This window comes from Plantibacter sp. PA-3-X8 (assembly GCF_003856975.1).
GTDB classification, from domain to species: Bacteria; Actinomycetota; Actinomycetes; order Actinomycetales; family Microbacteriaceae; genus Plantibacter; species Plantibacter auratus.
Genome location: NZ_CP033107.1, coordinates 1,485,352 through 1,510,110 on the forward strand (window position 1 = coordinate 1,485,352; position 24,759 = coordinate 1,510,110).

Annotated in this window: 31 protein-coding genes; 27 read left to right on the forward strand and 4 right to left on the reverse strand. The window is 70.1% G+C overall.

The annotated features are described in order from the left end of the window. Positions 1-70 precede the first annotated feature (70 nt). From EAO79_RS07155 to EAO79_RS07210, 12 genes are all read left to right on the forward strand, one after another. Positions 71-1,339, forward strand: a complete 1,269-nt coding sequence (locus EAO79_RS07155) for an ABC transporter substrate-binding protein (protein ID WP_124768539.1) — start codon at positions 71-73, stop codon at positions 1,337-1,339. 96 nt (positions 1,340-1,435) lie between these two features. After that, the gene (locus tag EAO79_RS07160) at positions 1,436-2,344 is read left to right on the forward strand and encodes a carbohydrate ABC transporter permease (RefSeq protein ID WP_124768540.1); all 909 of its coding nucleotides are present in this window, start codon (positions 1,436-1,438) and stop codon (positions 2,342-2,344) included. Then, positions 2,344-3,306, forward strand: coding sequence for a carbohydrate ABC transporter permease (locus tag EAO79_RS07165; protein ID WP_079704907.1), 963 nt, complete (start codon positions 2,344-2,346; stop codon positions 3,304-3,306). The genes EAO79_RS07160 and EAO79_RS07165 overlap by 1 nt, the downstream gene beginning before the upstream one ends. Then, positions 3,303-4,004 carry a hypothetical protein gene (locus EAO79_RS07170; RefSeq protein ID WP_124768541.1) on the forward strand — a complete coding sequence of 234 codons (702 nt, stop codon included), beginning with the start codon at positions 3,303-3,305 and terminating at the stop codon, positions 4,002-4,004. The genes EAO79_RS07165 and EAO79_RS07170 overlap by 4 nt, the downstream gene beginning before the upstream one ends. A gap of 49 nt (positions 4,005-4,053) precedes the next feature. Next, on the forward strand, positions 4,054-4,932 hold the full coding sequence (locus tag EAO79_RS07175) for a CPBP family intramembrane glutamic endopeptidase (RefSeq protein ID WP_124768542.1): 879 nt from the start codon (positions 4,054-4,056) through the stop codon (positions 4,930-4,932). A gap of 41 nt (positions 4,933-4,973) precedes the next feature. Next, positions 4,974-5,633 carry a YigZ family protein gene (locus EAO79_RS07180; protein WP_124768543.1) on the forward strand — a complete coding sequence of 220 codons (660 nt, stop codon included), beginning with the start codon at positions 4,974-4,976 and terminating at the stop codon, positions 5,631-5,633. Positions 5,634-5,718: 85 nt separating this feature from the next. Next, complete coding sequence (locus EAO79_RS07185; protein WP_124768544.1) at positions 5,719-6,330, forward strand: DUF1349 domain-containing protein; 612 nt, start codon at positions 5,719-5,721, stop codon at positions 6,328-6,330. 69 nt (positions 6,331-6,399) lie between these two features. Next, complete coding sequence (locus EAO79_RS07190) at positions 6,400-6,777, forward strand: PadR family transcriptional regulator (protein WP_124768545.1); 378 nt, start codon at positions 6,400-6,402, stop codon at positions 6,775-6,777. Then, positions 6,774-7,535, forward strand: a complete 762-nt coding sequence (locus tag EAO79_RS07195; RefSeq protein WP_124768546.1) for a hypothetical protein — start codon at positions 6,774-6,776, stop codon at positions 7,533-7,535. Before EAO79_RS07190 ends, EAO79_RS07195 begins: the two co-directional genes overlap by 4 nt. Then, a complete protein-coding gene (locus EAO79_RS07200) occupies positions 7,532-8,185 on the forward strand; it encodes a hypothetical protein (protein ID WP_124768547.1) in 654 nt (217 codons plus the stop codon). Before EAO79_RS07195 ends, EAO79_RS07200 begins: the two co-directional genes overlap by 4 nt. Positions 8,186-8,243: 58 nt before the next feature. After that, entirely contained in the window at positions 8,244-8,837 is a 594-nt protein-coding gene (locus EAO79_RS07205; protein ID WP_124768548.1) for a short chain dehydrogenase, read from the forward strand. Positions 8,838-8,954: 117 nt separating this feature from the next. Beyond that, complete coding sequence (locus EAO79_RS07210) at positions 8,955-9,368, forward strand: phage holin family protein (protein WP_124768549.1); 414 nt, start codon at positions 8,955-8,957, stop codon at positions 9,366-9,368. 23 nt (positions 9,369-9,391) lie between these two features. On the opposite strand, the gene EAO79_RS07215 is transcribed toward EAO79_RS07210, so the two are convergent. Beyond that, positions 9,392-10,681 carry a LuxR C-terminal-related transcriptional regulator gene (locus EAO79_RS07215; protein ID WP_124768550.1) on the reverse strand — a complete coding sequence of 430 codons (1,290 nt, stop codon included), beginning with the start codon at positions 10,679-10,681 and terminating at the stop codon, positions 9,392-9,394. 101 nt (positions 10,682-10,782) lie between these two features. Between EAO79_RS07215 and hxlB the strand changes: the two genes are divergently transcribed. The 5 genes from hxlB to EAO79_RS19050 all read left to right on the forward strand — a co-directional run bounded on the left by hxlB (position 10,783) and on the right by EAO79_RS19050 (position 14,694). Then, positions 10,783-11,394 (forward strand): 6-phospho-3-hexuloisomerase, encoded by a 612-nt coding sequence (gene hxlB, locus EAO79_RS07220; protein WP_124768551.1) that lies wholly within the window; start codon positions 10,783-10,785, stop codon positions 11,392-11,394. 70 nt (positions 11,395-11,464) lie between these two features. Then, entirely contained in the window at positions 11,465-12,091 is a 627-nt protein-coding gene (hxlA, locus tag EAO79_RS07225) for a 3-hexulose-6-phosphate synthase (protein ID WP_064297125.1), read from the forward strand. Positions 12,092-12,361: 270 nt separating this feature from the next. Beyond that, the gene (locus EAO79_RS07230) at positions 12,362-13,897 is read left to right on the forward strand and encodes a carboxylesterase/lipase family protein (protein WP_124768552.1); all 1,536 of its coding nucleotides are present in this window, start codon (positions 12,362-12,364) and stop codon (positions 13,895-13,897) included. 104 nt (positions 13,898-14,001) lie between these two features. Further along, positions 14,002-14,178, forward strand: a complete 177-nt coding sequence (locus EAO79_RS19045) for a hypothetical protein (RefSeq protein ID WP_159877459.1) — start codon at positions 14,002-14,004, stop codon at positions 14,176-14,178. A 351-nt stretch (positions 14,179-14,529) separates the two neighbouring features. Beyond that, positions 14,530-14,694, forward strand: a complete 165-nt coding sequence (locus tag EAO79_RS19050; protein WP_162852292.1) for a hypothetical protein — start codon at positions 14,530-14,532, stop codon at positions 14,692-14,694. A gap of 90 nt (positions 14,695-14,784) precedes the next feature. Here EAO79_RS19050 and EAO79_RS07235 read toward each other — a convergent pair whose 3' ends face one another. Further along, the gene (locus EAO79_RS07235) at positions 14,785-15,534 is read right to left on the reverse strand and encodes a type 1 glutamine amidotransferase (protein ID WP_079704920.1); all 750 of its coding nucleotides are present in this window, start codon (positions 15,532-15,534) and stop codon (positions 14,785-14,787) included. Positions 15,535-15,671: 137 nt separating this feature from the next. Between EAO79_RS07235 and dcd the strand changes: the two genes are divergently transcribed. After that, positions 15,672-16,262, forward strand: a complete 591-nt coding sequence (gene dcd, locus EAO79_RS07240; RefSeq protein WP_056009122.1) for a dCTP deaminase — start codon at positions 15,672-15,674, stop codon at positions 16,260-16,262. 63 nt (positions 16,263-16,325) lie between these two features. Further along, on the forward strand, positions 16,326-16,853 hold the full coding sequence (locus EAO79_RS07245) for a hypothetical protein (RefSeq protein WP_071261813.1): 528 nt from the start codon (positions 16,326-16,328) through the stop codon (positions 16,851-16,853). Positions 16,854-16,877: 24 nt separating this feature from the next. Here the strand turns inward: EAO79_RS07245 and EAO79_RS07250 are convergent, their stop codons facing one another. Further along, the gene (locus tag EAO79_RS07250; RefSeq protein WP_124768553.1) at positions 16,878-17,363 is read right to left on the reverse strand and encodes a MarR family winged helix-turn-helix transcriptional regulator; all 486 of its coding nucleotides are present in this window, start codon (positions 17,361-17,363) and stop codon (positions 16,878-16,880) included. Positions 17,364-17,408: 45 nt separating this feature from the next. Between EAO79_RS07250 and EAO79_RS07255 the strand changes: the two genes are divergently transcribed. After that, on the forward strand, positions 17,409-18,359 hold the full coding sequence (locus EAO79_RS07255) for an EamA family transporter (RefSeq protein WP_124768554.1): 951 nt from the start codon (positions 17,409-17,411) through the stop codon (positions 18,357-18,359). Next, the gene (locus EAO79_RS07260; RefSeq protein WP_124768555.1) at positions 18,356-18,793 is read left to right on the forward strand and encodes a YdeI/OmpD-associated family protein; all 438 of its coding nucleotides are present in this window, start codon (positions 18,356-18,358) and stop codon (positions 18,791-18,793) included. Before EAO79_RS07255 ends, EAO79_RS07260 begins: the two co-directional genes overlap by 4 nt. Positions 18,794-18,853: 60 nt before the next feature. Here EAO79_RS07260 and idi read toward each other — a convergent pair whose 3' ends face one another. Continuing rightward, positions 18,854-19,399 carry an isopentenyl-diphosphate Delta-isomerase gene (gene idi / locus EAO79_RS07265; protein WP_064297132.1) on the reverse strand — a complete coding sequence of 182 codons (546 nt, stop codon included), beginning with the start codon at positions 19,397-19,399 and terminating at the stop codon, positions 18,854-18,856. A gap of 85 nt (positions 19,400-19,484) precedes the next feature. Here idi and EAO79_RS07270 point away from each other — a divergent pair, with 85 nt between their 5' ends. Genes EAO79_RS07270 through EAO79_RS07295 form a run of 6 tightly spaced genes read left to right on the forward strand, consistent with a single transcriptional unit; the run spans position 19,485 to position 24,693 of the window. Further along, positions 19,485-20,558 (forward strand): polyprenyl synthetase family protein, encoded by a 1,074-nt coding sequence (locus tag EAO79_RS07270; RefSeq protein WP_124768556.1) that lies wholly within the window; start codon positions 19,485-19,487, stop codon positions 20,556-20,558. After that, the gene (locus EAO79_RS07275) at positions 20,555-21,523 is read left to right on the forward strand and encodes a squalene/phytoene synthase family protein (RefSeq protein WP_124768557.1); all 969 of its coding nucleotides are present in this window, start codon (positions 20,555-20,557) and stop codon (positions 21,521-21,523) included. The genes EAO79_RS07270 and EAO79_RS07275 overlap by 4 nt, the downstream gene beginning before the upstream one ends. After that, the gene (gene crtI / locus EAO79_RS07280) at positions 21,520-23,100 is read left to right on the forward strand and encodes a phytoene desaturase family protein (protein WP_124768558.1); all 1,581 of its coding nucleotides are present in this window, start codon (positions 21,520-21,522) and stop codon (positions 23,098-23,100) included. The genes EAO79_RS07275 and crtI overlap by 4 nt, the downstream gene beginning before the upstream one ends. Further along, entirely contained in the window at positions 23,100-23,453 is a 354-nt protein-coding gene (locus EAO79_RS07285; protein WP_079704929.1) for a lycopene cyclase domain-containing protein, read from the forward strand. Before crtI ends, EAO79_RS07285 begins: the two co-directional genes overlap by 1 nt. Then, positions 23,450-23,830, forward strand: coding sequence for a lycopene cyclase (locus tag EAO79_RS07290; RefSeq protein ID WP_124768559.1), 381 nt, complete (start codon positions 23,450-23,452; stop codon positions 23,828-23,830). Before EAO79_RS07285 ends, EAO79_RS07290 begins: the two co-directional genes overlap by 4 nt. Then, positions 23,827-24,693, forward strand: coding sequence for a prenyltransferase (locus tag EAO79_RS07295; protein WP_079704931.1), 867 nt, complete (start codon positions 23,827-23,829; stop codon positions 24,691-24,693). Before EAO79_RS07290 ends, EAO79_RS07295 begins: the two co-directional genes overlap by 4 nt. Positions 24,694-24,759: the final 66 nt, after the last annotated feature.

Consider the following 24,759-nt stretch of genomic DNA (forward strand, 5'->3'; position numbering starts at 1 on the left):
GCAGCATCCCCGTCCCACCAGCACCGCCATCACCACCGACAGCACCACTACTCACCGAGGAGCATCCGCAATGAAGCGACCCATCCTGACCATCTCCGCGATCGCCGCAGCAGCCGGCCTCGCCCTCACCGGCTGCTCAGGTGCCGGCTCCGCCCAGCAGGACGAGGACGGCCCCGTCACGCTCAGCGTCTCGGTCTGGAACTACGACCAGACGCCCGAGTTCAAGGCGCTCTTCGACGCCTTCGAGGCCGAGCACCCCGACATCACGATCGAGCCCGTCGACATCCTCGCCGACGACTACTCCGACAAGGTCACGACGATGCTCGCGGGCGGCGACAAGACCGACGTCCTCACCATGAAGAACGTGACCGATTACGCGCGCTACGCGAACCGTGGCCAGCTCGTCGACGTGGGCGACGTCGTCGACGACATCGGCGCGGACAAGCTCGCCGGGATCGAGCCGTTCGCCCTCGACGACACCTACTACGCGGCGCCGTACCGCCAGGACTTCTGGCTGCTGTACTACAACAAGGCCATCTTCGACGCGGCCGGCATCGAGCACCCCGACAACCTCACCTGGGACGAGTACGCGGACATCGCGGCGAAGCTCACCTCGGGCGACGGCGACTCCAAGGTCTACGGCACGTACAACCACTATTGGCGCTCCGTCGTCCAGTCGATCGCCGCAGCCCAGACCGGTGGCGACCTCATCAGCGGCGACTACGGCTTCATGCAGGACCAGTACGACCTCACCCTCGACCTGCAGGACAAGGGCTACGCGCTCGACTACGGCACGGCGAAGACCCAGCAGATCAGCTACCGCACGATGTTCGAGACCGGCAAGGCCGCGATGATGCCGATGGGCACCTGGTACATCGCGGGCATCGCGCAGTCGATCGAGACGGGCGCGACCGACGTCGACTGGGGTGTCGCGCAGATGCCGCAGCTCGAGTCCGGTGAGGAGACGGTGACGTTCGGCTCGCCGACCGCGTTCGCCGTCAACAAGAACTCCACGCACCAGGCCGCCGCGAAGACCTTCCTCGAGTTCGCCGCGAGCGAGGCCGGTGCGAAGGCCATCGCGGCGATCGGTGTCGTCCCCGCGTACCAGTCCGACGACGTCACCGCGGCGTTCACGGCCCTCCCGACCGACGACCTCTCGGTCAAGGCGTTCCAGGAGCCGAAGGACGTCGTCCTCGAGATGCCGGTGAGCGAGTACTCCTCCGACGTCAGCTCGATCCTCGACGAGGAGCACGACCTCATCATGGTCGGCGAGTCGGACGTCGACGACGCCATCACGAAGATGCAGGACCGCGTCAAGAACGACGTCCTCGTCGACTAGCCGCGATCGCGGGGCCGGCACGCCCGGTCCCGCGATCCTCGCGTCCGCCCGGCGCGTCCCCACCGACCCCGCACCACCGTCCTCGAAAGGCTCGTCATGGCGATCGCAGCCCCACCGCAACGCACCCGCTCCAGCAGTCGCGTCCGCAGGAATGCGCTCGTCGGCTGGAGCTTCATCCTGCCGAACTTCATCGGCTTCGCGCTCCTGACCCTCATCCCGATGTGCGCGGCGTTCGTCATCGCGTTCATGAAGTGGGACTCGTACTCACCGCCCGAGTGGGTCGGGTTCGCGAACTTCGCCCGCATGATGCGTGACGAGTCCTTCTGGATCGCACTCGGCAACACCGCCTACTACGCGGCCGGCCACATCCCGCTCACGATCCTCGCGTCCCTCGGTCTGGCACTGCTCCTCAACCGCAAGCTGCGCGGCCTGGGCTTCTTCCGCACCGCGATGTTCTTCCCGTACATCACCTCGCTCGTCGCCGTCGCCGTCGTGTGGAACATGCTCTTCAACCCCACCGCCGGCCCGATCAACCAGTTCCTCGAGCTCATCGGTGTCGCCGACCCGCCCGGCTGGACGACGAGCTCCGCGTGGGCGATGCCCGCGGTGATCATCACGAGCGTGTGGCGCGACATGGGCTACTACATGGTGCTCTACCTCGCGGGGCTCCAGGCGATCCCGCAGGAGTACTACGAGGCCGCCGAGGTCGACGGTGCGAACGCCTGGCAGCGGTTCTGGAACATCACGATCCCGTCGCTGCGTCCGACGACGTTCTTCGTCCTCATCATGGTGACGATAGCGAGTTTCAAGGTGTTCGACCTCATCGTCGTCATGACGGGAGGCGGCCCAGGCCGGTCCACGCTCGTCCTCTCGCAGCTCATCTACCGCGAGGGCATCACCGAGAACCGCTTCGGATACTCCTCGGCGATCTCGCTCGTGCTGTTCGTCATCGTGCTCGTCTTCACCGTCGTCCAGTTCAAGCTGCAGCAGAGGAAGGAACGCTGATGTCGACCAGTGCCACCACGCGTGCCTCGTCCACGGTCCCGTCGCAGGCGGAGGTCGCGATCGCCGAGGTCACCGACGCCATCACCCCGCCCGTGCTGCCCGGTGCTGGAGGCAAGCGCACCCGGGTGCGCCGCCACGGTCCGATCTCGCCGCTGCGCCGCGTGCTCATCTACGTCATGCTCGCTGCGCTGACGGCGATCATCTTCGTCCCGTTCTTCTGGATGGTCTCGTCGTCGCTCAAGCAGAACAACGAGGTGTTCTCGATCCCCGTCCAGTGGATCCCCACCGAGTTCGTCTGGCAGAACTACGTCGACATCTGGACCCGCATCCCGATGCTGACCTACCTCAAGAACTCGCTGTTCCTGTCGGTCACCATCACGATCCTGCAGGTGCTCACCGGGAGCTTCGCCGCCTACGGCTTCTCGAAGATGCACTTCAAGGGACGTGACGTGCTGTTCGTGGCCTACATCGCGACGATCGCGGTGCCGTGGCAGGCCTACATGATCCCGCAGTACATCATGATGCAGAACGCCGGCCTCGTGAACACGCACCTCTCGATCATCCTGCTGCAGGCGTTCGGCGCCTTCGGGGTCTTCCTCATGCGGCAGTACTACCTGACCATCCCCGACGAACTGAGCGAGGCCGCCCGCATCGACGGCCTCAACGAGTACGCGATCTGGTGGCGGATCATCCTGCCGCTGACGAAGCCGGCGCTCGCGAGCCTCGCGCTGCTGACCTTCGTCTCCACCTGGAACGACTACATGGGTCCGTTCATCTACCTGACGAGCAACGACCTCTGGACCGTGCAGCTCGGTCTGCGCTCCTTCGTCGGGCAGTACGACGCCGAATACGCGCTCATCATGGCCGGGTCCGTCGTCTCCGTCATCCCGATCGTGCTGATCTTCCTCCTCGGCCAGCGCTACTTCATCCAGGGCATCGCGACGAGCGGGATGAAGGGATGAGCGCGGTGACCGATCGGCGTGCGGACAACCGTGCCGGCGGCGTGCGCGGGCTGCTGCAGCCGCGCCGGGAGACCTTCGAGTCGGTGTTCGGCGTCGTGTACCGATCCCTCATGGTCGGCGTCGGCGTCGGGATCGGCGCGCTCCCGCTGGCGGCCGCGATCGTCCTCGTCGCCGAGCCGCTCGCGAGCTGGCCGTTCCTGCTGCTGTGCTCGCTCCCGCTCGGCCCCGCCTTCGCCGCCGGCTGCTGGGCGTTCCAGCGGTCGCGCGATGCCGCCGATGCCGGGCCGCTGCGGGAGGTCGGGATCGGCCTCCTGCGGACCTGGCGTCCGGCGCTCGCCGTGTGGTCGCTCGTGTGCGCGCTCACGTTCATCGTCGTGATCGACATCGTCGCTGTGTGGGGGACGCCGTTCGCGATGCTGCTCGGGCCGCTGCTCGTCGTCGTGCTGCTGGTCGCGGTCCTCGCAGCCTTCGGCGTGTTCGCCGGGCTGGCGGCCGCTCCGGGCCTGCGGTTCCGGGCCCAGCTGCTCGGCGGGCCCGTCCGGACCGTCCGTCGGCCAGGCACCTCGCTGCTCTCGCTTGTCCTCCTGGCCGCCTGGGCGGTCATCGTCCTCGCGCAACCGGTGCTCGGGCTCCTGGCCCTCGGCGGCTTCGTCCTCTACGCGGTCTGGAGCAACGCCGCGGCGGCGCTCGCCGACTGAAGTCCCCGATCGCGCGACGGTCGGGTCGGTTGAGTGGTTGGATCGACGCATGGGCGAGCACAGAGGTCACGGGCACAGCGGTCAGCGGACACTCACCACCAGCGGATGGCACGACTTCTGGGCGAAGGGCGGTGTCGGGCGGGCGTTCCTGCTGGCGATCGTCTACCTCGCCCTGTACCTCGGTGCCGGATGGGTCGTCGGGCAGCTCTTCGGCTCGCAGATCGGCGAGGACGTCTTCGCGACCCCGCAGAGCGTGTTCTTCGGGCTCATGCTGCCGCTCGTCGTCGGCTCCCTCCTCCTGGCCGGCTTCGTCCTCTCGGTCGGATGGTTCCGGGAGCTGTTCGGAAGGCAGCCCATCCGCGGCCGGTGGTGGATGTGGGTCGCACCGATCGTGATCCTCGCCGCGGTCGTCCTGCGCCTGCTCGGCATCGACTACGGGAGCTACGAGGGTTCCGTGGTCGCTGTCGCGATGCTGTCCGGGGTGTTCATCGGGTTCGCCGAGGAGATCCTGACCCGCGGCCTGGTCGTGAAGATGCTGCGCGACGCCGGCAGCTCGGAGTGGATCGTCATGGTGGTCTCCTCGCTGGTCTTCGCCCTGCTGCACGCCTCCAACCTCCTGTCGGGCCAACCGGTCACGACCGTGCTCGTGACCGTCGTCTACACCTTCGGATTCGGCGTGTGCATGTACCTGACGCTCCGGGTGACCGGCAACCTCATCTGGCCGATCCTGATCCACGGACTCTACGACCCGACGCTCTTCCTCTCGACCGGTGGGATCGACCACGCGGGAGCCGCCGCCGGTCAGAGCGTGTTCCTGGCGATCGCCGGTCCGGCCAACCTGCTCATCATGCTCGTGGCCGTGATCGGCTTGATCTTCGTCCGTGGGCACGTGCAGGCCCACCCGGCCGACGACGTGCTGCGGCCGTAGGCCGAACGGGCCTCATCGACCGGCCGAGTACGCTCGGACGGATGACCACCGCGCGGCAGTACCCGGCGACGATCGCCGCGCCGGTCGAGCACGAACTCGTGATCAAGAAGTCGCGCTTCCTCGGCCTCGCTCACCCGGTCGCGTCGCCGGAGGACGCCGAAGCGGTCATCGCGCGGGCGAAGAAGCAGGCGTGGGACGCGCGACACCACTGCGTCGCGATGGTCACCGGGCTGCTCGGCGACCAGGCCCGCTCGTCCGACGACGGTGAACCGTCCGGCACGGCGGGGATGCCGATCCTCGAGGTCATCCGGCGGCGCGAGCTGACCGACGTGGTGGTCGTCGTCACGCGGTACTTCGGCGGCGTCAAGCTCGGGGCGGGCGGGCTCGTCCGTGCGTACTCGTCGGCGGCCTCGGAGACGCTCGACCTCGCCGCGCTCGTGCGCCGTGAGACGCTGACCCGCGCGACCCTCGTCGTCCCGCACGCCGAGGCCGGGCGGTACGACAACCTGCTGCGCGATTGGGCCGGTAGCCACGGCGCGACGCTCGGCGATCAGACCTACGGGGCGCAGGCGGAGCTGGAACTGTGGGTGCCGCCGGCGGAGCTGGAGCGGCTCCAGGCCGACGTCGCGTCGGCCTCCAACGGTTCGCTCGCCGTAGCCGTCGGGGAGGAACGCGTCGTCGACGTCCCGGCGCCTCGCTGAGCTGCCCGGATCTGCACGGAGTCGGCCGGATGCCGAGCAGATCCGGGCGACTCAGGGGAACGTGCGGTCCCGATAGGGTCGGACCATGCAGACCGACGTGACCCGCATCGACGGGCTTCCCGACCTCGCCTGGACCTCGACCCCCGGAATCGCATCGTTCGACGCCGATGCCGGAGCGCTCACCCTCACCTCCGCCGCCGGCGTCGACTGGAGCAACAGCTCGCTCGGTGGGCCGCGTGAGCTGCGTGCCACGGCGCTCGCCTTCGACGCACCCGAACACTTCACGCTCTCGGCGCGGGTCGCTGTCGTGAGTGAGCGCAGCACCTTCGACGCCGGTGCCCTCGCACTCTGGATCGACGACGAGCACTGGGCCAAGCTCTGCTTCGAGCAGTCGCCGCAGGGGCAGGCGATGGTGGTGAGCGTCGTGACGAACACCTGGTCGGACGACGTGAACTCGACGCACGTCACGGCCGACCACGTGTGGATGCGTGTCAGTCGCCTCGGTGAGGCGTGGGCGTTCCACAGCTCGCCCGACGGTGTCACGTGGGACTTCGTCCGCGTCTTCCGTCTGCACAGCGATGCCCCGGTGCGCGTCGGGTTCCTCTCGCAGGCGCCGCTCGGTCCGCCCTGCGAGGCGCGGTTCGACGAGATCGCGTTCGGTGCAGCGCCCCCGACGGACCTCCGCGACGGGAGCTAGTCGTCCTCGACCGATGCGTCCGCGGATCCGGAGTTGACGTATCGGAACCTATCTTCCTATAGTGGCTCCATGGTACGCAGACGACCCGGCACGCTCTTCCCGCTCGAGCTCGACATCCTCGACGTCGGCACCGTGTTGCAGTCGACCGAGGGGAGCTTCTACGGGTTCGCCCTCGCGAAGCAGCTCGCCGAAGCCGGGGACGCCGCCCTCACCGCGCACGGCACGCTCTACAAGGCTCTGTCGCGGATGGCGGACGCCGGCCTGATCGAAGCGACCTGGGAGGAACCGGAGATCGCGGAGGCGGAGGGTCGCCCCCGCCGACGGTTGTACCGGATCACGGGCGAAGGAGCGACGGCCCGGGATCGGGAGCACGCGAGGATCGCCGGTGAGCAGGCCGCCGCGGCGAGGCCGGCGGGTGCGGCGTGGACGCAGGGGGCGATCGCATGACCGCCATCCGGACGCCGGAGTACCGCGCGGCCGCCCACCGGGTCCTGAACTGGTGCGGGTGGTACACGCGCGACCTCTCGCCCGACGTCGCCGGGGAGCGGCGCGACGAGATCGCATCCGACCTGCACGAGCACGCCGTCTGGGCCCAGGAGGCGGGCGTCACGCCGCAGCGGCTGCGGCGCGACATCATGCTGCGGGCCATCCGCGGGATCCCGCATGACCTCTCGTGGCGCTCCGGGCAGTTGCGTGCGGGCCACGGCGTCGATCCGATGCCGCTCGGCATGCGGCGGGCCGGCGACGTCCTCGCAGCCCTCGTGGTGACGGGCGGCGTCCTGGTCACCGGAGCGGCACTGTTCCTCCTCGTCCGCATCCTCCGTGCGCTCGTCATCGGCGACGTCGTCGAGGTGCCGGCGGGCGCGCTCGGTGTGGCGATCGCCGCGGTCCTGGGCATGGTCGGGCTCGTGCTGTCGTTGCGGCGACGCAGTCGATGGCTCGGCGCGGGGCTCCTGGCGCCCGCAGCGGTCCTCATCGGCGTGCTCGCGGGCGACATCATGTACCGCGTCAGCGCGACCGGCGTGCTCATCGTGTCCCGCCTGAGCTCGCACGGGGCCGGGCTCGAACCGTGGTGGGTGATGAGCGTGGCGATCGGCGTGGGTGCTGCACTCGGGTTCATCGGAGCCGCCGTGTGGTGGTGGCCGGGGGGCCGTCGAACGACGGAGCGGGACGCAGCGACGTCGGCGCAGAGGAAGACGGCATGAGCGCGAACGAGATCCACGACGGGCCGGACGCGGCGCAGGAGGCGGCACCCGTCCGCCGGAGTCCCGGAACGCTCCGTCGACGGATCGGGCTCGGCATCGCGATGAGCGGGGTGCTCGCGGTGGCGGCCGGCGGGGTGTTCATCGGGGTGTCGAACGCCCAGGCGGCCGCTGACGACGCGCGGTCCTTCGAAGCGGTCGCCGAGGCCGCAGCGTCGCTCGACGAACTCCCGCCCGTCGAACCCGTGGTGCCCGCGGATCCCACTGCCACGCCGGACGCTGGCGAACCCGTCTCGCCGGCGTCCGGCGTCGACTACTCGCAGACGCCGGAGGGCTGGTACGACGCGACCACCGACCCGGCGTCCATCGTGATCCCGCCGACCAACGAGTGGGGCGAGGCGAACAATGGGATCTGGGAGGCACAGCAGCAGATCATCGCGAAGTGCATGGCTGATCAGGGGTTCTGGTATGCGTGGACGAACGACCGATCGAAGATCCTGGATCCACTCTTCGGCATGGTCATGAGCGAGACGACCGACGCCGCCTTCCTGGCCCGGTGGGGGACGAACCCCGACGATCAACCGTACGACTGGAAGCTCGCCGGCTGCCACGGCTACGCCGTCCACGTCACCGGGATGGACGACGCCCACTGACGGTGCCCTGCGTCGGGCGCCGGTGCCGTCGTCCGACGCCGGTGCTAGCGTCGCCCGCATGAGAATCCTGTTGATCGGTGCGAGTGGACATGTCGGACGAGCGGCGCAGGACGCCCTCGCGGAGCGTCACGAGGTGATCGCGGTGTCGCGCTCGACGGCGCCGGCCGTCGACACCACCGACGAGGCGTCGATCGAGGCGCTGTTCGCCGGGGTTGGCGAGGTCGACGCGGTGATCGTCGCCGTCGGATCGGTCCCGTTCAAACCCGTCGAGGAGTTGACGCGCGACGACTACCGCGCGGCCTTCCTCGGCAAGGTGCTCAGCCAGCTCGACGTCGTGCGGATCGGGACGCCGTTCGTCCGGGACGGCGGCTCCTTCACGCTCACGACGGGCATCCTCGCTCGCGAGCCGATCGCGACGGGGGCGGCGGCCTCGATGGCCAACGGAGCGGTCGAGTCCTTCGTGATCGGTGCCGCCCCGGAACTCCCGCGCGGCATCCGCATCAACGCCGTCAGCCCCACGGTGCTCGCCGAGGCCACCGGCTACCACGACGCATTCCCGGGCTTCGCGCCCGTCGCCTCCGACGTGGTCGGCCTGGCGTTCGTCCGTGCCGTCGAGGGGGTCGGCACCGGGCGCGTGCTCGCTCTCGACTGAGCCGTCCCGGCACTCCTGAGGGGAGGCATGTCGTCGTCCGGCCGTTCGCCAGGCGACGATCCGCCTCCCCTCAGTCGCGCTCTCGACGCGGCCGACACCCAGCGCTAGGGTCGGCACATGACCCGCTTCCTGCTCAGCATCGCCGTCAGTCTGCTGTCCTCGGCGATCGGGCTGCTCGTCGCCGACTGGGTCGTGCCCGGCGTCCGTCTGTCGCTCGGCGGCTTCATCTTCGCCGTCGTCGTCTTCACGATCGCGCAGGGCGTCCTCGGGCCCTTCATCCTCCGCCTCGCGCGGCGCTACGCCTCGGCGATCCTCGGCGGCATCGGACTCGTGACGACGCTCGTGTCGCTCTTCCTCGCGTCGATCCTCCCCGGCGGCCTCCACATCCGCGGTGTCCTGGCCTGGGTGCTCGCACCGCTGGTGGTGTGGCTGGTCACGGCGTTGGGGAGCTGGATCCTCGGCTGGGCGCTCATCACACGACGGTTCGGCGACCGGGATCGCGACCCGGGCCGTACGAGCTCGAAGCGGTAGGCGGCGAGGGAGCTTGCACGGGCTCAGCGGCTGGCGGCCAACGCTGCCGCCAGCTCGACGCGGCTCGCGACGCCGAGCTTCCGCAGGACGTTCGCGATGTGGAACTTCACGGTGTTCTCGCTGATGCTGAGGGTCTCGGCGATCGCCCGGTTCCGTGCTCCGCCGGCGGCGAGCTCGGCGACGCTCCACTCGCGCTCGGTCAGCGCGGCGGCCGAGTCTGCGCGCGTCTGCGTCGCGGGCGGCGGATCGAGCGGCAGTGTCACGTGCAGCTCCGAGCCCCACCCGGGCGTCGCCTGGACATCGAGACTGCCGCGGAGGGCGCTGACCCGAGCGCTGAGCTGCTGCACGCTCGGGGTGTCGACGGTCAACTCGCCGGGGCCGTCGTCGCGGATCCCGATGAGCAGGTTGCTACCGTCGCAGTCCCACTGCACCCGGACCCGCCCGACTGACGACTGCTCGACGAGCGCGAGGACCGTGCCGCGGACGATCGCCCGTCCGGCGTGCGCCACCTCACCGGGGAGGGCTCGACCGTCGACGGGCGGCTCGATGAACTGGACCTCGGGACCGCCGAAGCGGGCCAGCGGGCGGAGGTCCTCGCGGAGTCTGGCGAAGGCGCGCGCGACCGGTTCCTCGGCCAGCTGGCGGTCACGGTCGGACACCGCCCGCAGCTCGACCATCGCGGCCGAAGCGATCTCGGTCACGGCCGTTCGGGCGTCCTCCGGCGACGTCTGCCGCGACCTGGTGACCGCGAGGATCGACTCCAGCGTCGTCGCATGGGCGTCGGTGAGTTCCGCGATGGCGCCGGCCCGCTCGCTCGACGCGGCCCGCGAGTCGCGGAGGTAGTCTGGGGCCGCCGTCGCGACCTGCTGTCGGATACCGGCCGCGACGACCTCCCAGAGGGCGCCGACGAGCCGGTCGTCGATCGGTCCCTCCGGGTCGGTCAGGACGAGGAGGGCGCCGGTGTCGGCCAACCACGCCGCGATCGGACGTTCCGCGCCTGCGATCACCGCCGACGTCGGCCGGTCGGCGTGTGGTCCGGCATCGGCGGTCACCGGGGTGACCGGCCCGCGCGGGGTGCGCTGTCGGACCGCGTCGAGCTCGGCGATCGTGACGCCCTCGACGATCGCCGGGTCGCCGGCCTTCTTCCGGGGGCGACCGGTGCAGTCCTCGGTGAAGATCACGAGCGCGGAATGGGCGACGACCGGCTCGAGGACTTCCCGGAACGCACCGGCGATGCGCAGCAGCGAGCTCGATGCGACGGAGGCCAGGCCGTCGAGCAGCTCGACCGGGTAGGTGACAGTGCGTTCGCTCATGTCCGCACCCTATCCCATCGATCCAGGCCCACCCGTTCGGGTAGGTGGAACCGTTCGGGCGAGCAGCGGTGCACCTACCCGATCACGCCCAGGATGGAGGGATGACGAACCCCACCGTCCCTCCATCCACGTCGGTGACGCCTGCGACCTCGACGGTCCAGGGGGCGCTCGCCGCGATCGACGCCGAGCTGCATCGCACCGTGTCGAGCCTGCTGGAGGCCGATCCGGCTCCCTTCGCCGGCGCACTCGACCGCCTGCGAACGGCGGACAGCGTGTTCGTGTCCGGTGCCGGTCGTTCCGGTCTCGCGCTCCGGATGACCGCGATGCGACTCATGCACCTCGGGCTCACCGTGCACGTCGTCGGCGAGACGACGCCGCCCGCCATCACCTCGGGTGACGTCCTGATCGTCGCCAGCGGCTCCGGTACGACGACGGGTGTGGTCCGCGCTGCGGACACGGCCGTCTCCGTCGGGGCACAGGTGATCGCCATCACGACCGACCCCGCATCCCCGCTCGCCGAGTTGGCCGCCGAGACGATCGTCGTCCCCGCCGCGCAGAAGACCGACCACGGCGGCACGCGTTCCGTGCAGTACTCGGGGAGCCTCTTCGAGCAGGCGGTCATGCTGCTCGGCGACGCGTTCTTCCATGCGCTCTGGCAGTCCGACGGCGTCAGCGCCGAGGAGCTGTGGCCGCGCCACGCGAACCTCGAGTAGTCACCCCGATCCCTTCCAACGCGCCCGGCAGACGTCGGACGCATCTCATCACGACAGAAAGCAGCACCACATGAAGCTCCAGGTAGCCATGGACGTCCTCACCACCGAGGCAGCCCTCGAACTCGCCGGGAAGGTCGCGCCCTACGTCGACATCCTCGAGCTCGGCACGCCCCTCATCAAGAGCGAGGGCCTGCGTGCCGTCACCGCGGTCAAGGACGCCCACCCCGACAAGATCGTGTTCGCCGACCTCAAGACCATGGACGCCGGTGAGCTCGAAGCCGACATCGCCTTCTCCGCCGGTGCGGACATCGTCACCGTCCTCGGGACCGCCGGTGACAGCACGATCGTCGGCGCCGTGAAGGCCGCGAAGGCGCACGGCAAGTCCGTCGTCGTCGACCTCATCGGGGTCGCCGACAAGGTGCAGCGCGCGAAGGAGGTCACCGCTCTCGGCGCCGCGTTCGTCGAGATGCACGCCGGTCTCGACGAGCAGGCGGAGGAGGGCTTCACCTTCCAGACGCTCCTGTCCGACGGTGAAGCGGCCGCCGTGCCGTTCTCGGTCGCCGGTGGCGTGAACGTGTCGACGATCGCGTCGGTGCAGCAGGCGGGCGCGCAGGTCGCCGTCGCCGGTGGTGCGATCTATTCGGCCGACGACCCTGCGGCCTCCGCAGCAGCGCTCCGCGCGGCAATCGTCGCGTAACCCCGCTCGCCAACCCCGCACCTGTCGGGTTGGCCAGCGCGGTGCGCTGACGTGAGCGCGGTGCATCGGACGTGAGCGCGGGTCTCCAGAGACCCGCGCTCACAGCTCCGGGGCGCGCTCGGGTCAGCGCACCGCGCTGACGCATCGGGTGGATCGGCTGGGTGAAGTCCGAACATCGGACGGGATTCGGGCGTGACGCGGCATACTGGGCGGATCACCACGCGACGCTCGTCGGATGAGCGCGCGGCCGAGTACCCGGAGGAGCCGCCGATGACGACCGATTCCAGCCCCGAGCAGCCCACCGCACAGACGACCTCGGGAGCGGTCCGCGGGACGCGCCGCGCCGACGGATCGGTCGCCTTCCTCGGCATCCCGTTCGCAGAGCCGCCGACCGGAGCGAGACGGTTCCAGGCCCCCGAGCCCAAAGCGCCCTGGGACGGCGTCCTCGACGCGACCGCCTACGGCGCGACACCGCAGCGGAAGGCCCTGGCCGAGATCACGACCATCCCGGAACCGTCGATCCCCGGCGACTCGACGCTCAACGTCAACGTCTTCACGCCCGACCCGACACCCGCCGCAGACCGTGCCGGTCTACCCGTCCTCGTGTGGATCCACGGCGGCGGCTTCATCGCCGGGTCGCCCGCGAGCCCCTGGTACGACGGTCGGGCCTTCAACCGCGACGGCGTCGTCACGGTCTCGGTGTCCTACCGCCTCGGCTTCGACGGCTTCGGCTGGCTGCCCGACGCCCCGGCCAACCGCGGGGTCCTCGACTGGATCCTCGCGCTCGAGTGGGTGCGTGACAACATCGCGGCGTTCGGCGGCGACCCGCGGCGGGTCACGATCGCGGGCCAGTCCGCCGGCGGCGGGTCCGTCATGACCCTGCTCACGGTGCCGTCCGCGCAACCGCTGTTCCAGCGGGCGATCTCCGTGTCCGGAGTCCCCGGCGACGTCCCGCTCCACGAGGCGCAGGCCCTGACCGGGCGACTCGCCGAGCACCTCGGCGTGCCCGCGACCCTGGCCGGCTTCGCAAGCGTCCCGGAGGACACGCTGATCGAGGCCCAAGGCTTCGAGGTCGTCTCCGGCGGTGCGACCGACCCGGAGTCCGTACTCCGCGGGATGACGACGATGAACGGCCGCCTCGGTCTCGGCCCGGTCGTCGACGGCGAGCTGGTCGTCGACACCGTCGAAGCCGGCATGATCGCGGGACGAGGCGCGGACAAGCCGTTGCTCGTCAGCGCGACCCGAGAGGAGTTCGCCGGGTTCTTCACCGGTCGGCTCGACCAGTTCGACGCCGTGGCGCCGACGCGTGCCCTGGAACTCATGGGCGTGCCGGAACCGCTCGCCGAGGCGTACGTCGCGACCCAGCCCGGCGAACGCACGGGACTCGTCGCGGGGCGCTTCGTGAGCGACGTCATGTTCCGTGAGCGCGTCATCCGCTGGCTGGCGCTGCGGGACGACGCCGAGACGTGGGTCTCCGACTTCGTGTGGCGCTCGGCGGTGAGCGGGATCGCGGAGCACTGCCTCGACGTCCCGTTCATCTTCGACGTGCTCGACGACCCGGACGTCACCCGGGTGGCGGGCCCGCACGCGCCGCAGGAGCTCGCTGACCGGATCCACGGCGCGGTCGTGGCGTTCGTCCGAGACGGGTCGCCGGGCTGGTCGCGGTCCGACCGCGATGCCTCCGGGATCGAGGTGTTCGACGCGGCCGGGGCGCCGACGGTCGAGCCGTTCGCGAGTGCGCGCGTGCTCGCAGCGGCGAAGCGACTCGCGGAAGCGGCGTCGACGACGGCATCGACACCGGTCTGACGGGCCCGGGCACTCGGCTCCTAGGATGAACCGGGCCGTTCTGCCAGGGGGTGTGGCTGTGAGGCGTCCCGCGTTACCGTCGGGACACGAGGAAAGGAATCAGCATGAGCGACCCACGAGACGAGATGGACGACCCGATCGGCGACGCACAGGAGGTGATCTCCCGAGCGCTGCCCGACAACGCTCCCGAGAGCGATGATCCGATGGCGGCGCCGACGGTGGACGACCCGGGCTCCGAGCCCGGCGACGGCGACCCCGCCGACCAGCCGGGGCTCCTCTAGCGGAGCTCGCCGGGGCGACCCGCAGCTCGGGAATCCCTGGTCAGCGCGGTGCTGCCGACCGAGGTGTGCTGAACCGGCGCCAGCGCGGTGCGCTGGTCCGAACCCCCGGGATCAGGCTTCAGCGCGGCCCGTGCGCGTGGGCGCGACCCTCCGGAGACCCGCGCTCACGCGTGTGGCCCGCGCTCGCGTCAGCGCACCGCGCTGGCGCAAACCGGAACGCAGGAGGGTGGAGGTGTGCAACGCAGGGGCGCTCCGCGCGCGTAGCGGAACGACTTCGGACGATGTCAACCCCCGGGACGGAATGGTCAGGCCCCCATACGGTGGACGGAGTTCTGCGAAAGGAGCTTCATCATGAACATCCTGCTCATCATCGTCATCGTCGTTGCCATCGTTCTCGCCATCACCGGTGGGTTCGTCCAGTCCCTCAACTTCCTGCTGTGGGTCGGCCTCGTGCTGCTCGCGATCGCGATCATCGCGTTCCTGATCAGGACGATCACGGGTCGCAAGGCCCTCTGACTCGAATCCGAGTTCGCGAAGCGGTCGGTCCCTCCGGGGGCCGGCCGCTTCGCTGTGTCCGGGGTGCTGTGTCCGGGCGCTGTCCGAGTCCTACCGCAGTGACGGGTCCACGCTCGTCCGACGGAGCACCGCGTCGGCGAAGGCCCCGAACAACCGCTCGCCGGCCTCCCGCATCGGACCCGCCACCGCGGCGACCTCGGACCGCAGGCGGTCGGCCGCCTCCTCCGCGGTCCCGGCGATGAACGGCAGGTCGCGGAGCATGAGCGGTTCCGCGAGCCACCGGTCGAGCATCGGCGGGTCGACCTCGAGGTGGAACTGCGTCGCGAAGACCCGGTCCTCGATCCGGAACGCCTGGTTCGGCGTCGACGGCGACGACGCGAGGACCGTCGCTCCATACGGAGCCTCGACGACATCGCCATGCCAGTGCAGCACCGGCAGCCGCTCGCCCCGCATGCCGAGTTCGCTCTCGGTCAGGAGCTCGACGTCGCCGACACCCACTTCGTGCGCGGCCGCCGAGTGGAGCGTGGCTCCGAGGGCCGTCGCGATGAGCTGATGCCCGAGACAGACCCCGAACACCGGGATGCCGAGCACCGCCGCATCGCGCACGAGCTGCGCTTCGAGCCCGAGACCCGGGTGCTCCTCCACGTCGAGCGCGCCCATCGGGCCGCCGAGGAGGACGAGCCCGTCGAACCCGGTGATCTCGCGCGCCGGCGGCAGCTCACGACGCTCGACGATCGTGTCGAGCGTCCAGTCGATCCCCGACGCCGTCAGCACCTCGCCGAGCACCGCCGGTCGTTCCCAGGGGACGTGCTGCAGGACGAGGACGTGCGGTCTGGTCATCGGAGACCTCCAGGTCGCTGGGGCGGCACGACAGGTCTCCGCCGGGTCGCGGAGGTCGTCGCCGTGCGAGCATCGTAGCGAATCCGGGCGTCGTCACCGGCCCGAGGCATCGGGCTCCCGGCCGATACACTGTCACCGTGCTGCTCTCGGACCGTGACATCAAAGCCGAACTCGACGCCTCCCGCATCGCGCTCGACCCCTACTCGCCGGAGATGATCCAGCCGTCGTCCATCGACGTCCGCCTCGATCGTTTCTTCCGCCTCTTCGACAACCACAAGTACCCCTTCATCGATCCCGCGGAGGATCAGCCGGAGCTGACGCGCCTCATCGAGACGCTGCCGAACGAGCCGTTCATCCTGCACCCCGGCGAGTTCGTCCTGGGGTCCACGTACGAGCGGGTGTCCCTCCCGGACGACGTCGCCGCACGCCTCGAGGGCAAGAGCTCGCTCGGTCGTCTCGGGCTCCTCACGCACTCCACCGCCGGCTTCATCGACCCGGGCTTCACGGGCCACGTCACCCTCGAGCTCAGCAACGTCGCGACGCTGCCGATCAAGCTCTGGCCGGGGATGAAGATCGGGCAGATGTGCTTCTTCCGGCTCACGTCACCGGCCGAGCGCCCGTACGGTTCGAGCGAGTACAGTTCCAGGTATCAGGGACAGCGTGGACCCACCGCCTCCCGTTCCTTCCAGAACTTCCACCGGACCGACGTCGGCGAGACGCAGCGCTGACGCAGGACTGAGGCGGGCGTCCCGACGACGGGCGGGCAGGTGGACCAGCAGAAAGGCCCCGCCATGAGCACGTCAGAGCGACCCGACTTCGCCCGCGCGATCACCGCCGACGGGCCGACGCCGCTCTACCCGCGTCGCATGGTCCGGTTCGGGCAGTTCGTCGGGTCCTGGGACGTCCACTCGAAGCGCCTCGACGACGAGAGTGGCGAGTGGGTCGAGTCCGACTTCCGTTGGATCGTGTCGTACATCCTCGAGGGGCGGGCCGTGCAGGACGTCCAGCTCGTCGCGAACGACGCGGAACCGTCGGGCTGGGAGACGGTCAGTACGGCTCTCCGCGTCTACGACCGGTTGATGGGCGCCTGGCGGGTGAACTACGTCGAGCCACGGCGCGGCGAGTTCTGCCAGCTCGTCGCGACGCCGCACCGCTCCGACGGCATCCGTCAGGACGGCACGCGGAACGACGACAAGCTCATCCGATGGAACTTCAGCGGCATCACCGAGGACTCGTACACCTGGGAGAGCTGGGTGTCCGACGACGAGGGCGTGACCTGGTGGCTGCAGGAGCACAACGAGGGTCGCCGCATCGCCTGAGCGGATCCGTCTCCACCGCGACACTCAGGGGTCGGTGCGCGCCAGGCGCTCCAGGAACGACGCCAGCTGCTCGCGCTCGGCCGTGGAGAAGCCGTCGAGGACACGCTCCTCGGCGGCGAGATGATCGGGCAGAGCCGCTTCGACGAGGCGCTTGCCGGCCGGGGTGAGGGCGACGACCGTGCCGCGCCCGTCCTGCTCGCTCGGACGGCGCGTGACGAGACCGCGCTCGACGAGCTTGTTCACGCGCTGGGCGATCGCGCTCGACGTCACCATCGACCAGTGGGCGAGGTCCTTCGGCGCGAGCTCGTGCGGTGAGCCGGCGCGGAGCAGGGTGGCGAGCACGTCGAACGAGGCGCTGTCGAGACCGTGCTCGGCGAAGGTCGAGGACAGACGGGCGTCGACCGCCGTCGCCGCTCGCGACAGTCGTCCGATGACGGCCATGGGCGAGACGTCGAGATCGGGTCGCTCGGTCCGCCACTGGCTCAGGATGTCGTCGACGCGCGTGCTCATGCAGCCAGCGTAGCAATTCACTTAGCACTGAGCTATTCTTGCTCAGTGCTTAGCAATCAAATCCGTATCGCCGCCGTCACCGCCATCGCCCCGATCAGCTGGGGGACCACCTACCTCGTCACGAGCGAACTGCTCCCGCCGGGACGACCGCTGTTGGCAGCCGTGCTCCGGGCGCTGCCCGCGGGCCTCCTGCTCCTCGCGATCACGCGAACCCTGCCGGTCGGTGGCTGGTGGTGGCGGTCGCTCGTGCTCGGCACGCTCAACATCGGCGCCTTCTTCGCGTTCCTCTTCCTCGCCGCCTACCGACTGCCCGGCGGGGTCGCCGCGACCATGGGGGCGATCGGGCCCGTGCTCGTCGCCGTGCTCGCGAGCCTGCTGGTGGGGGAGGCGTTGACCGTACGTCGCGTCGTCGCCGGGTTCGCCGGGGTGCTGGGCGTCGCCCTCATCGTGCTGCAGGCCGACGCGCGTCTCGACGCGGTCGGCGTCGTCGCCGCACTCGCGGGGGCGGTCTCGATGTCGCTCGGATCGGTGCTGAGCAAGCGGTGGGGGAGACCGGAGGTCGGCCGCCGGATCGGCGCGCGTCGGCGCACGAACCCGGACCTCGACCCGAACGCCGGCAGCGGCGCACCGGTCTCCGGCCTCGCGCTGACCGCCTGGCAGCTCGTCGCCGGCGGTCTCGTCCTCGTGCCGGTGCTGCTCGTCGTCGAGGGACTTCCGTCGGCCGCCCCGGACGCAGCGGCGATCGGCGGGTACGCCTACCTCTCCCTCGTCGGCACGGCCCTCGCGTACGCCCTGTGGTTCCGTGGCATCGCCGCGCTGCCCGTCGGGTCAGTGTCCTTCCTCGGCCTGCTCAGTCCCGTCGTCGCCGTACTGGCAGGCCTCGTGGTCCTCGGCGAAGCGCTGAGCCTCGGACAAGTGCTCGGGATCGCGGTCGTCGCCGGCTCCCTCGTCCTGGTCTTCACCGCGAGGCGGCCCCGGGCCATACTGAGCGCATGAGATTCCGCACCGTCATCGAACTCCAGGGCAACAACACCGGCATCCTCATCCCCGACGCCGTCGTCGAGGGCCTGGATCGTGGCAAGCGCGTGCCCGTCGTCGTCACCGTCGGTGCGACCACCTACCGCAGCACCATCACGCCGATGGGCGGCCGGTACCTGATCGCATTGAGCGCCGCCAACCGCGCCGCCGCCGGGGTCGCAGGAGGCGACGAGGTCGACGTGGACCTCGAGGTCGACGACGCACCGCGCGTGTTCCCGCTGCCGCCCGAGCTCGAGACCGCGCTCGCGGGAGACGAGCAGGCGCTCGCCGCCTACGGAGCCCTGTCGTTCAGTCGACAGCGCGCGCTGGCCGAGCCGGTCGCACTGGCGAAGACGGATGCGACGCGCGACAAGCGGATCGCCGCGGCCGTCGAAGCGCTCCGCGGCGCCTGACCTCGCTCAGTCGCCTGAATCTGTTCGGAAACCGGCTCGATCCGCGCAGATCCGGGCGACTCAGCGGGCCGTGGACTCCGCGAGCAGCGGCACGACGAGCGGCAGCTGGAGCGTCAGCCACGGGCTGAACGCGAAGGGCGCCTGCTCGACGGACGCGAGGAGTGATTCGGGCTCGGCCCAGGCCCACTCCACGACCTCGTCGGGGTTCGGCTCGGGTGTCGCGTCCGTGTAGGCGACGTAGACCGGGCAGATCTCGTACTCGACCACACCCGAGGCGTCGACGGCGCGATACCGGAAGTCGGGCAGCACCAGTTCCGGCGCGGAGATCGGCAGGCCCAGCTCGGCGCTCGCCCGACGCAGTACGGCGTCCACGCTGTCCTCGTCCGGGCCGGGGTGTCCGCAGAACGAGTTCGTCCAGACGCCCGGCCACGTGAGCTTCGAGAGCGCGCGGCGGGTCACGAGGATCCGACCGTCGGGCCCGATGACGTGGCAGGAGAACGCGAGGTGGAGTGGCGTCTCCAGCGTGTGGACGGTCGCCTTCGGCGTGGTGCCGATGCGGGTGCCGTCCTCGGCGAGCAGGACGACGAGTTCTTCGGGTACCGACATGCGTCCATTCTCCCCGACGATCGGGGTGAACGCGAATGGACAGCTAGCGTACTAATCTCGCCGCTCCGTGAAGTAGCCTCGTGATATGGAGACCCACCACGTCGTCGACGCGCCCTATCGACAACAGCATCAGGTCGAGGATGCGCTCGAGCGTTTCCTCGAACTGGCGAAGACGCAGGCGGTGTCGTTCGGCGGCGCCGGCTATCTGCGGCTCTGGGAGACCATCGAGCGCAGCATGGCCGGCGGCAAGCGGTTCCGCCCACGGATGGTCATGACGGCCTACGAGGCGCTGGGTGGAACGGACATCGTCGCCGCGGCTCACGTCGCCGCCGCCTACGAACTCCTGCACACCGCGCTGATCGTCCACGACGACGTGATCGACCGCGACTTCGTCCGGCGCGGCAGCCCCAACGTCTCCGGCAGCTACCGCGACATCGCGCAGACCGCGGGCATCCCGCTGCCGCTCGCCGAGCACCGCGGCATGTCCGTCGCCGTCATCGCCGGCGACCTCGCCCTGTCCGCGTCCTACCGCCTGATCGACCGCGCCGGGAGCGCCGACGCGGTCCGCACCCGCCTGCGCGAGATCCTCGACGACGCGATCTCCGCCTCGGCGGCCGGCGAGCTCGCCGACGTCGACTTCACGGTCGGCGGCGTCGTCCCGACGGTCGACGACATCATCCGCATGGAGCGCCTGAAGACCGCCTACTACTCGTTCGAGGCGCCCCTGCAGTCGGGCGGCGTCCTGGCCGGCGCTCCGGAGGCGACGATCGACGCGCTCGGAGCGTTCGGGCAGCAGATCGGTATCGCCTACCAGATCATCGACGACGTCCTCGGCGTCTTCGGCGACTCGAAGACGACCGGTAAGACGACGATCGGCGACCTCCGCGAGGGCAAGTTGACGGTCATGGTGGCGTTCGCGGCGGAGCAGCCCGAGTGGCACGCCGTCGAGCACCTCTTCGGCGACCCGGACCTCGACGAGGAGGGTGCCGCCGTCCTGCGCGACGTCCTCACGACGACCGGCGCCCGCCAGCACGCGACCCTGCTCGCCGGTGACTACGCCAACCGCGCCTGGGAGCAGCTGGCTTCGCCGAGCATCCCGGCGCAGCTCCGCGACGAGCTCCGCCCCATCGTCGCCACTGTGCTCGAGCGGTCGCGATGACCGCAGCAGGGGACGGGACCGGGCGACCGGCCGACGACGCCTCGGCGGTCGGCGACGCACGACAGCTGTACGACCGGGTCGCGCAGGAGACCGCCAGCATCGTCATCCGTCGGTACTCCACGTCCTTCGGACTGGCGGCCAGACTGCTGGGTGGCGACATCCGCCAGGACGTCGAGAACGTGTACGCACTCGTCCGCATCGCCGACGAGATCGTCGACGGCGTGGCCGCGGCAGCCGGGCTCGACCCCGAGCGGGTCCTCCGCATGCTCGACGCGCTTGAACAGGACACCGAGGACGCGATGGAGACGGGGTACAGCAGCAACCTCGTCGTCCACGCCTTCGCCATCTCGGCGCGGTCGGCGGGGATCGAGGCCGACCTCACCCGTCCGTTCTTCGCGTCCATGCGTGCGGACCTCTCGCGCACCGTCCACACGCCGGAGACGTTCCGCGACTACGTGTACGGCTCCGCCGAGGTCGTCGGGCTCATGTGCCTGCGGATCTTCCTGCGCGGCCACGACGTCGACGACGCCCAGCGCGCCGCGTTCGTCGTCGGCGCCAGGAGTCTCGGTGCCGCCTTCCAGAAGGTGAACTTCCTCCGCGACCTCTCGGCCGACCACGACGAGCTCGGCCGCAGCTACTTCCCGGGTGTCGCCGTCGACGAGCTCACCGAGGCGCAGAAGCACAGCCTGCTCGACGACGTCGAAGCCGATCTCGACCGCTCGGCAGCGGTCCTCGGGCGGCTGCCGAAGTCGAGCCGTCGCGCGGTCGCCCTCGCCCAGGAGCTCTTCTCGGAACTCGCCCGACGCATCCGGACGACGCCGGCCTCGGCGCTCGTCCGCACGCGTGTCCGGGTGCCCGACCCGGTCAAGCTCCGCATCGCCGCCGGCGCGCTCGCCGGTCGCACACCGGCCACGACCGGCACCACCGCCTCCATCCCGACGATCGACGAGAGTTCGCAGTCATGACCACCTCCCACAACCGGACCGTCGTCATCGGCGGCGGCATCAGCGGTCTCGCCACCGCAGCCCTCCTCGCCCGCGACGGCCAGCGGGTCACGCTGCTCGAACGACGCGAGGTGCTCGGCGGCCGCGCCGGCACCTGGGAGCAGGACGGCTTCACCTTCGACACCGGCCCGAGCTGGTACCTCATGCCGGAGGTCTTCGACCACTTCTACCGGCTCCTCGGCACCTCTGCCGCCGAGCAGCTCGACCTCGGGCGACTCGACCCGGCCTACCGCGTCTACTCGGAGGGCCGCGACGGGCACCTCGACCTCGCCGCCGACCGGGCCGGCAACCTCGCCCTGTTCGAGTCGGTGGAGCCCGGTGCCGGCGCGAAGATGGACGAGTACCTCCGCAGCGCGAAGGAGACGTACGAGATCGCCATCCGGAGCTTCCTGTACACGACGTTCGAGTCGTACCGGACGCTCGCGAGCCGTGAGGTCCTCGCCCGGATGCCGAAGCTCGCGAAGCTCCTCACGGAGGACCTCGACACCCTGGCCGCGCGCACCGTCTCCGACGTCCGGTTGCAGCAGATCCTCGGCTACCCGGCCGTGTTCCTCGGCTCCTCGCCCTTCGAGGCGCCGAGCATGTACCACCTCATGAGCTACCTCGACCTCGAGGACGGCGTGCTCTACCCGCAGGGCGGCTTCTCGCGGATCATCGAGACGATCGCCGAGCTGGCCCGCGCCGAGGGTGTGGAGATCATCACGGGCGCCGAGGTCACCGGCATCACCACGATGCCCGCCGGCCGCCGCGCCAGGGTCGACGGCGTCAACTACCTCGACGCCGACGGTCGTCGGCAGCTGCTCCGCGCCGACCGCGTCGTGTCCGCCGCCGACCTGCACCACACCGAGACGACGCTGCTTCCCCGCGAACTCCAGACCTACCCGGCCGAGTACTGGGAGAAGCGCACCGCCGGCCCCGGAGCCGTGCTCGTCATGCTCGGCGTCCGCGGTGAGCTGCCGGAACTGCTGCACCACAGCCTGTTCTTCACGGCCGACTGGCGCGACAACTTCGGCCGCATCTTCGGCGAGGAGACGAGCGTGCCCGACCCCGCGTCGCTGTACGTCTGCCGCCCGAGCGCGACCGATGCGGGCGTCGCACCCGACGGCCACGAGAACCTGTTCATCCTGGTCCCGGTCCCGGCCGATCCGTCCATCGGTGGCGGTGGAGACGCCCGGGTCGCGGAGATCGGCGACGCCGCCATCGCGCAGATCGCCGAGTGGGCCGGCGTCCCCGACCTCGCCGAGCGTATCGTGGTGCGTCGCGACGTCGGCCCGGCCGACTTCGCGACCGACCTCAACGTCTGGAAGGGCACCGCCCTCGGGCCGGCGCACATCCTCTCGCAGAGCGCGATGTTCCGGAGCGGCAACGTCAGCAAGAAGGTCGACGGCCTGTTCTACACCGGTGGCTCCACCATCCCGGGCATCGGTCTGCCGATGTGCCTCATCAGCGCGGAGCTCGTCGTGAAGCGCATGCGCGGCGACATCACCACCGGCCCGATGGCGGAGCCGTTGCGCGCGCGCGCCGAGGCGACCGGCTGATGGGTCTGCTGTACCTGCTGGCGCTGCTCGTCTCGATCACCGGGATGGTCATGCTCGACCGGCGGTTCCGGCTGTTCTTCTGGGCCGACCGACGGCGGGCCGCGATCATCCTGCCGATCGGCGTCGTGTTCTTCCTCGTGTGGGACCTGCTCGGTATCGGCACCGGCATCTTCTTCCGCGGTGAGACCTCGTTCATGACCGGGCTGCAGGTCGCGCCCGAGCTGCCGATCGAGGAGGTCTTCTTCCTGACGCTGCTCTGCTACCTCACGATGAACCTGTTCGGTGCGGCGCGACACACGCTCGGCCGGGTGTCCCGCCGGGCGACCGGTACCGCCGAGGTGAGCGGACGATGACCTACTGGGCCCTCAACGCATGGTTCCTCGCCGTCGTGGCGGTCGTCGCCCTGCTCGCGGTCGTGCGGCTCGATCGACGCCGTGCGAACGGACCGCGATCCACCGGTCTGTCGGCGGGCACCTGGCTGCTCGCGGTGGGCGGTGGGCTCGTCGTCCTCCTGCTCATGACCGCGCTGTTCGACAACATCATGATCGGCATCGGGCTCGTCGGCTACGACCCCGCACTCATCTCCGGCGCCTTCATCGGCATCGCGCCCCTCGAGGACTTCGCCTACGCCATCGCCGCGGCCGTCCTGCTCCCGTCGCTCTGGGTGCTCCTCGAGCGCCGAACCCCTGCTCCCGTCTCCCCATCCCCGTCCCAGGAGGACCCGGCATGAACCGACTCGGCCAGCTCGTGCTGTCCTCCCGACCGCTGTCGTGGATCAACACCGCGTACCCGTTCGCAGCGGCGTACCTGCTGACCACGCGTGAACTCGACCTCACGTTCTGGCTCGGGACGCTGTACTTCCTCATCCCGTACAACCTCGCGATGTACGGCATCAACGACGTCTTCGATTACGAGTCCGACCTGCGGAACCCGCGCAAGGGCGGCGTCGAGGGCGCGGTCCTGGACCGCCGGATGCACCGGTTGACGATCTTCGCGGCGGTCGTGACGAACGTCCCGTTCCTCGTCTACCTCGTCGTCATCGGGTCGCCGCTGTCGTGGCTCGTCCTCGCGATCAGCGTGTTCGCGCTCATCGCGTACAGCGCACCCGGCCTGCGGTTCAAGGAGCGGCCGTTCATCGATTCGCTCACCTCGAGCACGCACTTCGTGAGCCCGGCGGTCTACGGCCTCGTCCTCGCCGGTGCGGTCTTCACGCCCGCGCTCTGGGCGCTGCTCGTCGGCTACTTCCTCTGGGGGATCGCCAGCCACGCCTTCGGTGCGGTGCAGGACATCATCGCCGACCGGGAGGGCGGGATCGGCTCGATCGCGACGGTCATCGGCGCGGCGGCGACCGTCCGGTTCGCCTTCGTCGCCTACCTGGCCGGCGGTGCGCTGATGCTCGTGACCCCGTGGCCCATCCCGCTGGCCGGCCTGCTCGCGCTGCCCTACGCCGCGAGTGTGCTGCCGTTCTGGAACCTCCGCGAGGAGGACGCCGAACGGGCCAACGCGGGGTGGAAGCGGTTCCTCCGTCTCAACTTCCTGACGGGCTTCCTCATCACGATGCTCATCATCTGGTACTGGTTCCTGACGTCCTGACCGGAACCCGCGACCCTGTCTCAGGAGTCCCCGGGCGCGCCGCCGAGGTCACTTGGCGCCACGCCC

Bases quoted from the DNA above. Each gene is read 5' to 3' on its own strand.
- EAO79_RS07155 (WP_124768539.1), top strand. From the start codon at position 71: ATGAAGCGACCCATCCTGACCATCTCCGCGATCGCCGCAGCAGCCGGC.
- EAO79_RS07160 (WP_124768540.1), top strand. From the start codon at position 1,436: ATGGCGATCGCAGCCCCACCGCAACGCACCCGCTCCAGCAGTCGCGTC.
- EAO79_RS07165 (WP_079704907.1), top strand. From the start codon at position 2,344: ATGTCGACCAGTGCCACCACGCGTGCCTCGTCCACGGTCCCGTCGCAG.
- EAO79_RS07170 (WP_124768541.1), top strand. From the start codon at position 3,303: ATGAGCGCGGTGACCGATCGGCGTGCGGACAACCGTGCCGGCGGCGTG.
- EAO79_RS07175 (WP_124768542.1), top strand. From the start codon at position 4,054: ATGGGCGAGCACAGAGGTCACGGGCACAGCGGTCAGCGGACACTCACC.
- EAO79_RS07180 (WP_124768543.1), top strand. From the start codon at position 4,974: ATGACCACCGCGCGGCAGTACCCGGCGACGATCGCCGCGCCGGTCGAG.
- EAO79_RS07185 (WP_124768544.1), top strand. From the start codon at position 5,719: ATGCAGACCGACGTGACCCGCATCGACGGGCTTCCCGACCTCGCCTGG.
- EAO79_RS07190 (WP_124768545.1), top strand. From the start codon at position 6,400: ATGGTACGCAGACGACCCGGCACGCTCTTCCCGCTCGAGCTCGACATC.
- EAO79_RS07195 (WP_124768546.1), top strand. From the start codon at position 6,774: ATGACCGCCATCCGGACGCCGGAGTACCGCGCGGCCGCCCACCGGGTC.
- EAO79_RS07200 (WP_124768547.1), top strand. From the start codon at position 7,532: ATGAGCGCGAACGAGATCCACGACGGGCCGGACGCGGCGCAGGAGGCG.
- EAO79_RS07205 (WP_124768548.1), top strand. From the start codon at position 8,244: ATGAGAATCCTGTTGATCGGTGCGAGTGGACATGTCGGACGAGCGGCG.
- EAO79_RS07210 (WP_124768549.1), top strand. From the start codon at position 8,955: ATGACCCGCTTCCTGCTCAGCATCGCCGTCAGTCTGCTGTCCTCGGCG.
- EAO79_RS07215 (WP_124768550.1), bottom strand. From the start codon at position 10,681: ATGAGCGAACGCACTGTCACCTACCCGGTCGAGCTGCTCGACGGCCTG.
- hxlB (WP_124768551.1), top strand. From the start codon at position 10,783: ATGACGAACCCCACCGTCCCTCCATCCACGTCGGTGACGCCTGCGACC.
- hxlA (WP_064297125.1), top strand. From the start codon at position 11,465: ATGAAGCTCCAGGTAGCCATGGACGTCCTCACCACCGAGGCAGCCCTC.
- EAO79_RS07230 (WP_124768552.1), top strand. From the start codon at position 12,362: ATGACGACCGATTCCAGCCCCGAGCAGCCCACCGCACAGACGACCTCG.
- EAO79_RS19045 (WP_159877459.1), top strand. From the start codon at position 14,002: ATGAGCGACCCACGAGACGAGATGGACGACCCGATCGGCGACGCACAG.
- EAO79_RS19050 (WP_162852292.1), top strand. From the start codon at position 14,530: ATGAACATCCTGCTCATCATCGTCATCGTCGTTGCCATCGTTCTCGCC.
- EAO79_RS07235 (WP_079704920.1), bottom strand. From the start codon at position 15,534: ATGACCAGACCGCACGTCCTCGTCCTGCAGCACGTCCCCTGGGAACGA.
- EAO79_RS07245 (WP_071261813.1), top strand. From the start codon at position 16,326: ATGAGCACGTCAGAGCGACCCGACTTCGCCCGCGCGATCACCGCCGAC.
- EAO79_RS07250 (WP_124768553.1), bottom strand. From the start codon at position 17,363: ATGAGCACGCGCGTCGACGACATCCTGAGCCAGTGGCGGACCGAGCGA.
- EAO79_RS07260 (WP_124768555.1), top strand. From the start codon at position 18,356: ATGAGATTCCGCACCGTCATCGAACTCCAGGGCAACAACACCGGCATC.
- idi (WP_064297132.1), bottom strand. From the start codon at position 19,399: ATGTCGGTACCCGAAGAACTCGTCGTCCTGCTCGCCGAGGACGGCACC.
- EAO79_RS07270 (WP_124768556.1), top strand. From the start codon at position 19,485: ATGGAGACCCACCACGTCGTCGACGCGCCCTATCGACAACAGCATCAG.
- EAO79_RS07275 (WP_124768557.1), top strand. From the start codon at position 20,555: ATGACCGCAGCAGGGGACGGGACCGGGCGACCGGCCGACGACGCCTCG.
- crtI (WP_124768558.1), top strand. From the start codon at position 21,520: ATGACCACCTCCCACAACCGGACCGTCGTCATCGGCGGCGGCATCAGC.
- EAO79_RS07285 (WP_079704929.1), top strand. From the start codon at position 23,100: ATGGGTCTGCTGTACCTGCTGGCGCTGCTCGTCTCGATCACCGGGATG.
- EAO79_RS07290 (WP_124768559.1), top strand. From the start codon at position 23,450: ATGACCTACTGGGCCCTCAACGCATGGTTCCTCGCCGTCGTGGCGGTC.
- EAO79_RS07295 (WP_079704931.1), top strand. From the start codon at position 23,827: ATGAACCGACTCGGCCAGCTCGTGCTGTCCTCCCGACCGCTGTCGTGG.